We start from the raw sequence: 13,020 nt of genomic DNA on the forward strand, positions 1-13,020 counted from the left end.
CTCGCGGGCGTGATGACCGCACAGCGCGAGGCGGAGGACGTGGATCTGCGCCACCACGGCGACGCGGAGGTCGGCGGCGGCCTCGCCGACTTCGCCGTCAACGTGCGGACGGGCACGCCGCCCGCGTGGCTCGCCGCGCGGATCGCCGAGTCCATGGCCGACCTCGCCGCCTACCCGGACCCGCGCCCCGCCCGGCAGGCGGTCGCGCGGCGGCACGGGCGCTCCGCCGAGGAGGTGCTGCTCACCGCGGGCGCCGCCGAGGCGTTCGTGCTGCTCGCGCGGGTGCTGGAACCGCGCCGCGCCGCCGTCGTGCACCCGCAGTTCACCGAGCCGGAGGCGGCGCTGCGCGCGGCCGGGCACGAGGTCGCCCGGGTCGTGCTCGGCAAGGACTTCACCCTCGACCCGGCCGCCGTCCCGGACGACGCCGACCTGGTCATGGTCGGCAACCCGACCAACCCGACGTCCGTCCTGCACCCGGCGAGCGCCGTCGCGGCCCTCGCCCGTCCCGGACGGACGGTGGTGGTGGACGAGGCGTTCATGGACTGCGTGCCGGGTGAGCCAGAGAGCCTCGCCACGCGCCTGCCGTCGGGAATCGTCGTCGTCCGCAGCCTCACCAAGACGTGGGGGCTCGCCGGGCTGCGCGCCGGATACCTGCTCGCCGACCCGCACCTGGTGGCCCGCCTGGCGGAGGCGCAGCCGCTCTGGGCCGTGTCCACCCCCGCGCTGGTCGCCATCGAGGCGTGCTCCTCGCCCCGGCGGTCGCGGAGGCCGAAGCGTGGGCCGCCGAACTCGCGGTCGAACGGGACCGGCTGGCGGCTGAGCTCACCGCGCGCGGGCTGTACGTCGTCCCGGAGGCGCGCGCGTCGTTCCTGTGCCTGCGCGTGCCCGACGCCCTGGGCATACGGGCTCTGCTGCGGCAGCGCGGCTACGCCGTACGGCGCGGCGACACGTTCCCAGGGCTCGGGCCCGACTGGCTGCGGATCGCCGTACGCGGCCGTACGGCCAACGACGCGCTGCTGGAGGTTCTGCGTGACCTCGGCATCTGACGCGACGCCCGACGCCGCAGCGAGCACACCCGACCAGGCCGAACCCCCCTGGTCTCAACGCGCGCGCGACGCCGTCTACCGCGTCATCGCCGAACGGCGCGATATGCGGAACGGTTTCCTGCCCGACCCCGTTGACGACGCCGTTCTGACGCGAATCCTGGAAGCCGCCCACCGCGCACCGTCCGTAGGACTGACGCAGCCCTGGGACTTCCTGGTCATCCGCGACCCCGAACGGCGCGAACGCATCCGCGCGCTGGCGGAACGGCAGCGCGACGCCTACGCGGCGACGCTCGTCCCGTCCCGCGCGGCCCGTTTCGATGGCCTCAAGGTGGAGGCCATCAGGGAGGCGCCGGTCAGCATCGTCGTCACCTGCGATCCGACCCGCGGTGGCCGGAATCCCCTCGGACGCCACGTTCAGCCGCAGACGGCGCACTACTCGGTGGCCTGCGCCGTCGAGAACCTGTGGCTCGCCGCGCGCGCGGAAGGGCTCGGCGTCGGCTGGGTGAGCTTCTTCGACGAACGCGAGCTCGCCGCCGAGCTGGGCCTGCCCGCCCACGTGGAGGTCGTCGCGTACCTCTGCGCGGGGCACGTGACGGGCTTCCCCGAGGCGCCGATGCTGGCGCTGACCGGCTGGGCCCGGCGGCGTCCGCTCGCGTGGGCGGTGCACCAGGAGGAGTACGGGCGGCGCGGGCTGCCCGGCCAGGAAGGCGAGAACACCGTGAACCTCATCGACGAGACCGTCGCCGCCATCGTTCCCCCGGACGAGAACGCGATGGCCGACGCCCGCGCCCACCAGGCGAGGCTCACCAAGCCGCCCGGGTCGCTCGGCGTCCTGGAGGAGGTGTCGGTACGGCTCGCCGGGCTGGCCGGGCATTGCCCGCCGCCGCTGCCCGAACCGGCCGCCGTCGCCGTCTTCGCCGCGGACCACGGCGTGCACGCGCAGGGCGTCACCCCGTGGCCCCAGGAGGTGACCGCGCAGATGGTCGCGAACTTCCTGGCCGGGGGAGCGGTCGTCAACGCGTTCGCCGGGCAGGTCGGAGCCGAGGTCAGCGTCGTGGACGTCGGCGTCGCGGCCCCCCTGGAGGCCGCCCCCGGCCTGCTGCCCCGCAAGGTCGCCCCCGGGACGGCCGACATGACCCGCGAACCGGCGATGACGCCCGAACAGGCCCGCAAGGCCGTCGAGACCGGAATCGAGGTCGCCCGCGACCTCGTCTCCGCGGGCGCGCGATGCCTGATCACCGGTGACATGGGCATCGCCAACACCACCGCATCCGCCGCCCTCGTCGCCGCGTTCACCGGACTCCCGCCCGAACGGGTCACCGGCCGCGGCACCGGCATCGACGACGCCACGCACGCGCACAAGGTCGCCGTCGTCCGCACGGCCCTGGAACGCCACGCCGCGGCCGTTTCCGGAGGGGACCCGCTCACGGTCCTCGCCGCCGTCGGAGGGCTGGAGCACGCGGCCCTGGCGGGCTTCATCCTCGGCGCGGCCGCCCTGCGCGTCCCCGTCGTCCTGGACGGCGTGATCGCCGGAGCCGCCGCCCTCGCCGCGCAGGCGCTGTGCCCGGACGCCGTCGCCGCCTGCGTCGCGGGGCACCGTTCGGCCGAGCCGGGGCATTCGGCTACCGTTGATCACCTGGGCCTGCGCCCGCTGGTGGACCTGGAACTGCGCCTCGGCGAGGGGACCGGCGCGTTGCTGGCGTTGCCGCTGGTCCAGGGCGCCGTGCGGGTCCTGCACGAGGTCGCCACCTTCGACTCGGCGGGGGTGAGCGGCAAGGACGCCCTCGACGGCCGGGCCGGAGTCACGGCGTGATCACGGAATGAGTCACGCTCGGCTATCGACTGGGCGGAGGGGCTCTCCATGAGCGCGGCAACCCGAGTACCTTTGGTCCGCAAAGACACATGTCCGTCACCCGAGTCCGCGAACGACCCCAGAGCCCGGAGCGAGAGAACACCGACGTGCCCCCGTACCTGCTAGGACTCCGACTCGGCGGGCGACGCGTCCTCGTCGTCGGCGGGGGACGGGTCGCCCAGCGCCGCGTGCCCACGCTGCTCGCCGCCGGAGCCGACGTCGTGCTCGTCTCCCCGCACGTCACGCCCTCCCTTGAGGACCTGATCGCCGACGGCCGCCTCACCTGGCACGAGCGCCCCTACCGGCGCGGCGACTGCGCGGGCGCGTGGCTCGTCCAGGCCGTCACCGACGACGCCAAGGTCAACGGCGACGTGGTGGCCGAGGCCGAGGCGGCGCGGATCTGGGCCGTACGGGCCGACGACGCCGAATCCTCGCCCGCCTGGACCCCCGCGAGCGGGCAGGTCGGCGAGACCACCGTCGGCGTCCTGTCGGGCGGCGACCCCCGCCGCGCCGCCGGCCTGCGCGACGCGGTCGTCGACGGCCTGCGCGACGCCACCCTCGAATCCCGGCACTCCCGCCAGAAGCCCGTGGGCGTCGCCCTCGTCGGCGGCGGCCCCGGCGACCCCGCCCTGATCACCGTGCGCGGACGGCAGCTCCTCGCGATGGCCGACGTGGTCGTGACCGACCGCCTCGCCCCGCGCGAGCTGCTGGACGAGCTGGCCGCCGACGTCGAGGTCGTCGACGCGGCGAAAATCCCCTACGGACGCACGGTCGCCCAGGAGCGCATCAACGAACACCTGGTCGAGCACGCGCGCGCGGGCAAGTTCGTCGTACGGCTCAAGGGCGGCGACCCGTTCGTGTTCGGCCGGGGCGGCGAGGAGGCCCTGCACTGCGCCCGGCACGGCATCCCGGTCACCGTCGTCCCCGGCATCACGAGCGCCGTCGCGGTGCCGTCCGCCGCGGGCATCCCGGTCACCCACCGGGGCGTCGCGCAGGAGTTCCACGTGATCTCCGCGCACGTGGCCCCGGACCACCCCGAATCGACCGTCGACTGGGAGGCGCTCGGCCGCGTCAACGGCACCCTCGTGCTGCTCATGGCGGTCGAGCGCATGGCCCTCATCGCCGAGGCCCTCATACGCTATGGTCGGTCGTCTGACACGCCGGTCGCCGTCGTCCAGGACGGCACCCTTCCCGGCCAGCGGGCCCTGACGGCCACGCTGGGCACGGTGGCCGGTGAGATGGCCGCCGCCGGAGTCCGGCCCCCGGCGATCGTCGTGGTGGGCGACGTGGTCGGCGTGGCACGAGAGATCGACATGATTCGAGCGGACATGGGACGGGATCCGTGACACCCCCGGCAGAGCAGCGCGCGGTTCACGACGAGGAGGCGGGCACGGGCCCGGACGAGACCACCGGAGAAGGCCCCACGGACACCAACCCCGCGGAGACCGGCGCGCCCCGTTCCGGCGGCGCCCCGGCCGAACGCGACCCCAAGACGACCGAAACGCCCCCGACCCCGAGGACGCCCCGAGCACCCCCGCGACGCCCGGCGGTCCCGCCGCGTCGGGCGGCTCCGCAACGTCCGACGGCCCCAGCGCCCCACGCGCGCCCGCGGCGTCCGGCGATTCCGCCGCCTCCGGTGGTTCCGCTGCGTCCGGGGAGGCTGCGGCGTGGTCCCTTCCTGCGGGGACGGGCGGTTCGGGCTCGGGCGGAGGGGCGTCCGGGGCGGATGGGCGCGTCACGGTGCGGCACGCGGAGTTGACCCGGGCGCTGACCGGGCTGCGCGACCAGATCGACGCCTTCCAGTTCGTTCTGGACGTGCCCGGTGTGGCCGAGGCGCGCGAGACCCGCCTGGAAATCAGAAATCAGCTCGACGACTACGTGCTGCCGCGCATCCAGGCGGCCGGAACACCGTTGCTGGTCGTTCTCGGCGGATCCACGGGCGCGGGCAAGTCGACCCTGGTCAACACCCTCGTCGGCGCGCGCGTCAGCGCCACCGGCGTGCTCCGCCCGACGACCAGCAGTCCGATCCTGGTCTGCCACCCCGACCACGCCGAATGGTTCCTGAGCGGCCCGATGCTGCCCGGCATGGGCCGCGTGCGGGGCCCGGCGCCCGACGCCATCGCCGGCGACCAGCTCGTCATCATCGGCAGCGAGGCGCTCCCTCCGGGCCTCGCGCTGCTCGACAGCCCCGACTTCGACTCGGTCTTCGAGGACCACTACGAGTTCGCGACCAAGCTGATGGCGGCGGCGGACCTGTGGCTGTGCGTCACGACGGCCGCGCGGTACGCCGACGCGCAGGTGTGGCAGATGCTCCAGCGCGCCAAGGACAACGGCGCGTCCATCGGCGTCGTCCTGTCGCGGGTTCCGCAGGGCGCGGGTTCGGAGGTCGTCGAGCACTTCGGCGAGATGCTCGCCGAGAACGGCGTCGGCGACGCCCGCCGCTTCACCGTCCCCGAGACGCGCATCGAGGACAGCCGGCTGCCCGAGGAGGCCGTCGAGGACATCCGTTCCTGGCTGGTCGGCGTCGCCGAGGACTCCGGCGACCGCGAGGTGGTGGTCGGCGACACCCTCGCGGCCGTCCTCGACAGCTTCCGCACGCGCGTCCCCGAGCTGGCCAAGCAGGTCGAGGTGCAGGTCGAGCAGCGCGGCGAGCTGGCCCAGCGGGTCGAGTCGTCCTACAGCACCGCCCTCGCCGAGCTGGACGAGGCCACCCGCAACGGCTCGCTGCTGCGCGGCGAGGTCCTCGCCCGCTGGCAGGACTTCGCCGGTACGGGCGACCTGCTGCGGGCCCTGCACGTCCAGCGGGCGCGGCGCGGGCGCGCGGCCAACCGGCGCCGCCGCAGCCCCGCGCGCGTGCGCGCGCTCAAGGCGGCGCTCCGCAGCGGCCTCGAATCGCTGATCATGGCGTCCGCCGAGCACGCCGCCGAGCAGGTCATCGCGCGCTGGCGCGAGCACCCGGCGGGCGGCCAGGTGCTCTCCGGCCCCGCCGCCGCCCTCGGGCACGCCTCGCCCGAACTGTCGCGCCGCGTCACCCGGGCCGTCAGCGCCTGGCAGGACCACGTCCAGGAACTGATCCGCACCGAGGGCGTCACCAAGCGCTCGGTCGCCAAACTGGTCTCGTTCGACACCGAGGCGGTGTCGCTCGTGCTGACCGTCGGGCTGCTCGGCTACGGCACGTCCGACGTCAACGTGGAGAGCGGCAACAGCGCCGTCCCGCAGCGGCTGCTGAAGGCGCTGTTCGGCGCCGAGTCGCTGCGCGGCATGGGCGCCAAGGCCCGCGCCGACCTGCGCAGCCGCATCGGGATGCTGTTCGACGAGGAGGCCATCCGGTTCGGGCAGGCGCTCGACGCCGCGGGCATCCCCGACGAGACCGTCCCCGTCCAGCTCTACCAGGCCACCTACAACCTCGAGGTTGCCCGATGACCACCTCGGCCATCCCCGCGAACTCCCCGACGGGCACCGGCGACGTGCCCGTCGCCGGCACCGGTGCGAACGGCTCCTCCCCGGGCGCGCGGGACGGGGCCGTCGTCCCCGCCGCGCCCACCCTGTCCGACCGGCTCGACGGGCTCGAACGGCTCGTCCGGAACGGCACCGGGCGGCTCGACCGGCCCCTGCTCGACGAGGCGGCGGTCCTGCTCGACCGGGCCGGGCAGCGGCTCCGGCTCTCCGGGGAGCACACCGTCGTCACCCTCGCCGGCGGCACCGGCAGCGGCAAGTCGTCGTTGTTCAACGGAATCTGCGGGCTGGAGCTGTCGCCCACCGGCGTGCGGCGCCCGATGACGTCCAAGGCCCACGCGTGCGTGTGGGGGCTCGACGGCGCGGGACCCCTGCTCGACTGGCTCGACGTCGACAAGCGCCACCGCTACGCGCGCGCGAGCGCCCTCGACCTCGAACGCGCCGACAGCTCCCTCCAGGGGCTCGTCCTGCTGGACCTGCCCGACCACGACTCCATCCAGGCGCTGCACCGCGCCGAGGTGGACCGCTTCGTCACGATCGCCGATCTGCTGGTCTGGGTCGTGGATCCGCAGAAGTACGCCGACGCGGCCCTGCACCGCAACTACATCGTTCCGTTCGCGCGGCACGCGGGCGTCACCCTCATCGTGCTCAACCAGGTCGACCGGCTCCAGCCCGGCGAAGTGGACGACTGCGTCGCCGACCTGCGCCGCCTGCTGGAGGCGGAGGGCCTCGCCGACCCGCGCATCGTCACGACCTCCGCGGTCAGCGAGCAGGGCGTCGCCGGATTCCGTGAGATCCTCGTCGACACCGTCGCCGCCCGCCGGGCCCGCAGCGAGCGGCTGTCGGCCGACATCGACAAGGTCGCCGAACGGTTCGTCCCGCACCGCTTCGACGCCGAGCCGCCCACCGCCATCGACGACGGCCGCCGCACCGAACTCGTCCAGTCCCTCACCGACGCCGCGGGCGCGCCCGCGGTGGCCGAGGCCATGGAGAGCGCCTACGAGCTGCGCGCCGCCGACTTCATCGGCTGGCCCGTCACGGCGCTCATCACCCGCCTCCGCTCCGACCCGCTGCGCCGGATGCGCCTCACCGAACTGCGCGAGGAACTGCGCGGCGCGTTCACCGGCCCCGTCGGGGCGCAGCAGGGCGACGTCGACAACGCCCTCCAGACCGTCGCGGACGGCGTCGCCGAGGAGGTCCCGCCGCCGTGGGCCCGCTCGGTCCGCGCCGCCGCCCGCTCGCACGCCACCGAACTCCCCGAATCCCTCGGCGTCTCCCTCAAGGAGGCGCTGCCCACGTTCAACCAGGTGCCGCGCTGGTGGTGGCTGGTCAAGACCTGGCAGTACTTCCTCATCCTGGTCGCCGTCCTCGGCGTCGCGTGGATCGGCCTGCTCGTCGCGTACGGCCTGTTCGACGTCGGCGGCGACGAGCCGCCCGCGCTGGTCGGCGACGCGGGCCTCATCCCGTACGTGGCGGTCCTGGTGGTCTGCACGCTCGGCATGGGCTGGCTCACGGCGTCCGCCTGCCGCAACCTCGTGGCGCTGTCCTCGGCCAAGCACGGCGACCGCATGGAGCAGCATATGCGCGAACGCATCGAACGCGTCGCCGACGAGAAGGTCCTCGCCCCCGTGGCCGAGGAACTCCAGGTCTACGCCCGTTTCCGCGAGGACGTCGACGTCGCCCTCGGCTGAGTTATCCACAGGCGCAAGATCTTCTCGCGTCCGCCCGGCCGCCCCGGCATCGTGGACGGCATGAACGAAGCGCAGATCACCGTCACCGGATGGGTCGCCGCCGATCCCTACTACGCCGTCACGGCCAACGGCACGCCCTACCTGACGTTACGGGTCGGCTGCACGCCGCGCCGCTTCGACCGCCAGACCGGCCAGTGGACCGATCTCGACACCATGTTCCTGACCGTCAACTGCTGGCGCGGCCTCGCCGACAACGTCAACGCCTCCGGCTTCGAGCGTGGCCACCCGGTCATCGTGACCGGCCGCCTCCGCGTCCGGCAGTACGAGAAGGACGGCCAGTGGCGGTTCTCCGCCGACGTCGAGGCCACCACGCTCGGCCACGACCTGAGCCGCGGCACGGCCGAGTTCCGTCCCGTCCACCGCAGCGGCGCCCTCACCGACGAGGACCGCGAGGAGGCCCGCGAGGCCGCCGACCAATGGGCCCTGGCCGGCCCCCTCCAACAAGACGCCGCTTGACCCGCCCCGCCGCACTCCCGCCGCGGGCCCCCGCGCCGTCTGCCACGGGCCGCCCGCTCGCGGGCTGCCTGATCTCGACCACCGGACCCGGCCCGAGGGAAGGCGGAGGACGGCAGCGAAGCCGAGCAGAGCGGAGAAGCCGAGCAGAGCGGAGAAGAGGAGAGAACGAGAAGAAGGCGAGGCGCGGAGGAGCGCGTGAGGTTGATGCGCCGGGCGCGGGCCGCAGAAGGCTCATGTGAATGCGGAAAGGGGCGAGGGAAGAGAAGGCGTGTGAAAAGGGGTGAGAGGAGAAAGGGCGCACGGTGAAAAGGTGCGAGCCGGGGTGTGGGAGAAAAGAAGAGATGTGAGGAATCGCGCGTGGCCGAAGTGAACGTCAGGGAATGCGGGGGCGGGTGAGACCGCGGCGAGCGTGCGGTCGGGTGGTGCGGGAGGCGTCGATCGCTGACGGTTCGTCCCGTTTGGTTGCGGGGGCGTCACCGACGGTGGGCCGGTCGGCGCCCCCGCCCCGTCGGGGTTGCGGGCCGCCTTAGATCCAGGAAACGCCGCGCATGATGTCTTCCCCCTCAGGATGTGCTGAGGACCGCGATTCCGCAGGTCCCGGGGCGGATGACCAGAGCGGCCACCCACATGTGCGCTTACGAAGGTACCGTTTTCCGGCCCGCTCCGCACACGTTGCAACTATCGTGTTACACAACGTGATGCATAGGGGGGAAGGATGACGGCAGTGCAGTCGTCCGCCGAGGACCGTGGCGGGGATCTGGCCCCAAAAGCCCGGCGCCGGGCGGTTCTGGGACGCCCGTCCTTGCTGGCGGTCTACGTGCCGACGGTCGTCGCGGTCCATCTCGCGCTCACCGTCGCGGGGGTCGCGGCCACCCCGGCCCGCTTCAATGATCTACTGACATTTGCCGCTCTGCTGGCGTGTGGCGCGGTCTGCATCGAGGCTTCGCGGCGGCTCGGGATGCCCGCCGGCGTGGCGCGCGACCTGCTGTCGGCGTGGTGGCTCCCGGTCGCGCTGCTGCTGCCGCCCGTCTACGCGCTGCTGATCCCGATCCCGTTGCAGGCGCTGCTCCAGTTCCGCGTGCGCAGGACGCTGGTCTACCGGCGCGTGCTGGTCGTCGCGGCGCACGGGATCGCGGGCGCCTGCGCGTCCCTGGTGTTCCACCTGGTGGTGCCGGAGCCGCTGGCGTCGGTCGACTGGGTCGTCGACGCCTACCCCGGCATCCCGGTCGCGGTGGGCTGCGCGGCGCTGTTCACGGTGGCCAACGCGGCGCTGGTCGCGGTCGCGGCCCACGCCGCCAACCCCGAGAGCCGCTGGCGCGACGTTCTCTGGAACCGCGAAAGCCTGCTTCTGGACGTGGTGGAGCTCTGCGTCGGCATGCTCGTGGCGATCACGTCGGCTCTCTCGCTCGGGCTGCTGCTGCTCGCGCTGCCGCCGGTCGTGCTGCTCCAGCGGAGCCTCATGCACCAGCAGTTGCAGGCGGCGGCCCGTACGGACGCGAAGACGGGCCTGCTCAACGCCGCCGCGTGGCAGCGGGAGGCCGACACCGAGCTGTCGCGGTCGCAGCGCACCCGCGATCCGCTGGCGCTCCTGCTGATCGACCTCGACTACTTCAAACGGGTCAACGACACCCACGGGCACCTCGTCGGCGACCAGGTGCTCGTCGCCGTGGCCAGCACGCTGTGCGGCCAGCTCCGCGACTACGACGTGGTGGGGCGCTTCGGCGGCGAGGAGTTCGTGGTGCTGCTCCCCGGCGCCGACACGGTGGAGGCGTGCCGCGTCGCCGAACGCCTGCGGGGCCGCGTCCGCCGCCTCGCCGTCCCCGCGGAGGAGGGCACGGTCGCGGTGACGGTCTCGATCGGCGTCTCCCTGTTCCGCACGCACGGGGAGGACCTGATCGAACTGCTGGCCGCGGCCGACCTCGCCCTCTACCGGGCCAAGGAATCGGGCCGCGACCGCGTCTGCCTCCCCGCGATCGAAGGCCCCAAGCCTTCCGAAGGCTGACCCCCGCCCCTCCACGACCACCGAGGGCCGCCCGCCCACCGCCCACCTCCGGTGAACGAACGGCCGGGTGCTACGTCGGCGCCGTCCGGAGTGGCCGGGAGGCGATCGCCGCCACGGGCCCGACCAAGGTACCGGTCGGCTCACTCGCGCCTTCGCTGGGGCCTCCGGCAAAGCCGCTCACCTTTGCGTTCGCGCGGTGCGGTGCCGCCCATGTTTGCTTGCGCATGGTGCGGGGCCGTCCATGTTTGCTTGCGGGCGGTGCGGAATGGTTGTGAGGGGCTCCTGCGGAGCTGCACACCTTCGCGTGCGCGCGGTGCGGTGCCGCCCATGTTTGCTTGCGCGTGTGGGGAGCCCTCCATGTTGGCGTGCGCGTGGTGGGGAGTGGTGTGAGGTGGGCGGGCGCTGGCTGGGTTCGCTGGCCGGCTTGGCTTGCTTGGGTGGCCACTGAAGGATTCGGGGAGTGAACGGCGTGGCCCGTTCTGCGTCGTTCGGAGTGGTTGGGAGGCCGGGCCGCTGGCGGGGCGCGCCCAACGACCGCGGGGTGGGTTGTGGGGGCCGGGGGGAGGCGGCGGAGGGGTGGAGGGTGCATCGAATGGTGTCCGGGAGGCTCTAGGCTTGATGGATGGCCGAGTACATCTACACGATGCAGCGTGTGCGCAAGGCACATGGCGACAAGGTCGTCCTCGATGACGTCACCTTGCACTTTCTGCCCGGGGCCAAGATCGGCGTTCTGGGCCCGAACGGCACCGGTAAGTCGACGCTGCTGCGGATGATGGCCGGTCTTGAGCAGCCGTCCAACGGTGAGGCGCGGCTGATGCCGGGCTTCAGCGTCGGCATCCTCCAGCAGGAGCCTCCGCTCAACGAGGCGAAGACCGTTCTCGGCAACGTCGAGGAGGGCGTCGCCGAGACCAAGGCGATGCTCGACCGGTTCAACGAGATCGCCGAGAAGATGGCGACCGACTACTCCGACGAGCTGATGGAGGAGATGGGCAAGCTCCAGGACAAGCTCGACCACCGCAACGCGTGGGACCTCGACAGCCAGCTCGAACAGGCGATGGACGCGCTGCGCTGCCCCCCGGCGGACGCCGACGTGACGACGCTGTCGGGCGGTGAGCGGCGCCGCGTGGCGCTGTGCAAGCTGCTGCTGGAGTCGCCCGACCTGCTGCTGCTGGACGAGCCCACCAACCACCTGGACGCCGAGAGCGTGCAGTGGCTGGAGCAGTTCCTCGCCAAGTACGAGGGCACCGTCCTCGCCGTCACCCACGACCGGTACTTCCTCGACAACGTGGCCACCTGGATCCTGGAGCTCGACCGGGGCCGCTGCCACCCGTACGAGGGCAACTACTCCACCTACCTGGAGAAGAAGGCCGAGCGGCTCAAGGTCGAGGGCAACAAGGACGCCAAGCGCAAGAAGCGCCTCCAGGACGAGCTGGAGTGGGTGCGGTCCAACCCGAAGGCGCGGCAGACCAAGAGCAAGGCCCGCCTCCAGCGGTACGAGGAGATGGCGTCCGAGGCCGCCAAGACCCGCAAGCTCGACTTCGAGGAGATCCAGATCCCGCCGGGCCCCCGCCTCGGCAACACGGTGATCGTCGCCGACCACCTCACCAAGGGCTTCTCCGACCGCCTGCTGATGGAGGAGCTGTCGTTCAACCTGCCGCCGAACGGCATCGTCGGCGTCATCGGCCCGAACGGCGTCGGCAAGACCACCCTGTTCCGCATGATCGTCGGGGAGGAGCAGCCCGACAAGGGCGACCTGCGGCTCGGCGAGACGGTCAAGGTGTCGTACGTCGACCAGGGCCGCGGCGGCATCGACCCGCAGAAGACGGTGTGGCAGGTGGTGTCCGACGGGCTCGACCACATCAACGTCGGGCAGGTCGAGATGCCGTCCCGCGCGTACGTCGCGGCGTTCGGGTTCAAGGGGCCCGACCAGCAGAAGCCCGCGGGCGTGCTGTCGGGCGGCGAGCGCAACCGGCTCAACCTCGCGCTCACCCTCAAGATCGGCGGCAACGTCCTGCTGCTGGACGAGCCCACCAACGACCTCGACACCGACACGCTGTCGAGCCTGGAGAACGCGCTGCTGGAGTTCCCCGGCTGCGCCGTGATCACCTCGCACGACCGGTGGTTCCTCGACCGCATCGCCACGCACATCCTGGCGTGGGAAGAGGGCTCCAACTGGTTCTGGTTCGAGGGCAACTTCGCCGACTACGAGAAGAACAAGATCGAGCGTCTCGGCGCCGACGCCGCCCGCCCGCACCGCGTCACCCACCGCAAGCTGACCCGCTGACCGTACCCCCTGCCCCCGTCCGGGGGCGGGCGTGGTCCGTAGCGGAACGGCCGCGAGATCATCTGGCATGATCTCGCGGCCGTCCGCGTTTCGGGCTCAAGATCGTGAATTGGCCGGCGTTGACCGGGATCGTCCGCCCGTCCTTGATCGGGACCGGCGAAGGGGAACGAGTG

The 13,020-nt window shown here is 72.8% G+C and carries 6 protein-coding genes and 2 pseudogenes; all 8 read left to right on the top strand.

Features of this window, described 5'->3' with window-relative positions:
- Positions 1 to 12: 12 nt before the first annotated feature.
- The 8 genes and pseudogenes from cobC to ettA all read left to right on the top strand — a co-directional run bounded on the left by cobC (position 13) and on the right by ettA (position 12,847).
- Positions 13 to 1,046, top strand: a pseudogene (gene cobC / locus GEV43_RS56325) (Rv2231c family pyridoxal phosphate-dependent protein CobC).
- 112 nt (positions 1,047 to 1,158) lie between these two features.
- A pseudogene (cobT, locus tag GEV43_RS56330) lies at positions 1,159 to 2,859 on the top strand (nicotinate-nucleotide--dimethylbenzimidazole phosphoribosyltransferase); the annotation flags it as partial.
- Between the two features lie 146 nt (positions 2,860 to 3,005).
- On the top strand, positions 3,006 to 4,244 hold the full coding sequence (cobA, locus tag GEV43_RS26455) for a uroporphyrinogen-III C-methyltransferase (protein ID WP_309240041.1): 1,239 nt from the start codon (positions 3,006 to 3,008) through the stop codon (positions 4,242 to 4,244).
- A gap of 409 nt (positions 4,245 to 4,653) precedes the next feature.
- On the top strand, positions 4,654 to 6,321 hold the full coding sequence (locus tag GEV43_RS26460) for an AAA family ATPase (RefSeq protein ID WP_175250138.1): 1,668 nt from the start codon (positions 4,654 to 4,656) through the stop codon (positions 6,319 to 6,321).
- Complete coding sequence (locus GEV43_RS26465) at positions 6,318 to 8,045, top strand: GTPase family protein (RefSeq protein ID WP_241683047.1); 1,728 nt, start codon at positions 6,318 to 6,320, stop codon at positions 8,043 to 8,045. Before GEV43_RS26460 ends, GEV43_RS26465 begins: the two co-directional genes overlap by 4 nt.
- Positions 8,046 to 8,105: 60 nt before the next feature.
- Positions 8,106 to 8,561 (top strand): single-stranded DNA-binding protein, encoded by a 456-nt coding sequence (locus GEV43_RS26470; RefSeq protein WP_160823019.1) that lies wholly within the window; start codon positions 8,106 to 8,108, stop codon positions 8,559 to 8,561.
- A 715-nt stretch (positions 8,562 to 9,276) separates the two neighbouring features.
- The gene (locus tag GEV43_RS26475; RefSeq protein ID WP_160823020.1) at positions 9,277 to 10,563 is read left to right on the top strand and encodes a GGDEF domain-containing protein; all 1,287 of its coding nucleotides are present in this window, start codon (positions 9,277 to 9,279) and stop codon (positions 10,561 to 10,563) included.
- A 622-nt stretch (positions 10,564 to 11,185) separates the two neighbouring features.
- On the top strand, positions 11,186 to 12,847 hold the full coding sequence (gene ettA / locus GEV43_RS26480) for an energy-dependent translational throttle protein EttA (RefSeq protein WP_160823021.1): 1,662 nt from the start codon (positions 11,186 to 11,188) through the stop codon (positions 12,845 to 12,847).
- Positions 12,848 to 13,020 lie beyond the last annotated feature (173 nt).

The organism is Actinomadura sp. J1-007, from assembly GCF_009793335.1.
In the GTDB taxonomy this organism is placed as follows: domain Bacteria; phylum Actinomycetota; class Actinomycetes; order Streptosporangiales; family Streptosporangiaceae; genus Spirillospora; species Spirillospora yumaensis.

What these genes read in the sequence shown, in the direction of transcription:
- GEV43_RS26475 (WP_160823020.1), top strand. Translation starts at nt 9,277, where the DNA reads ATGACGGCAGTGCAGTCGTCCGCCGAGGACCGTGGCGGGGATCTGGCC.
- GEV43_RS26465 (WP_241683047.1), top strand. Translation starts at nt 6,318, where the DNA reads ATGACCACCTCGGCCATCCCCGCGAACTCCCCGACGGGCACCGGCGAC.
- ettA (WP_160823021.1), top strand. Translation starts at nt 11,186, where the DNA reads ATGGCCGAGTACATCTACACGATGCAGCGTGTGCGCAAGGCACATGGC.
- GEV43_RS26470 (WP_160823019.1), top strand. Translation starts at nt 8,106, where the DNA reads ATGAACGAAGCGCAGATCACCGTCACCGGATGGGTCGCCGCCGATCCC.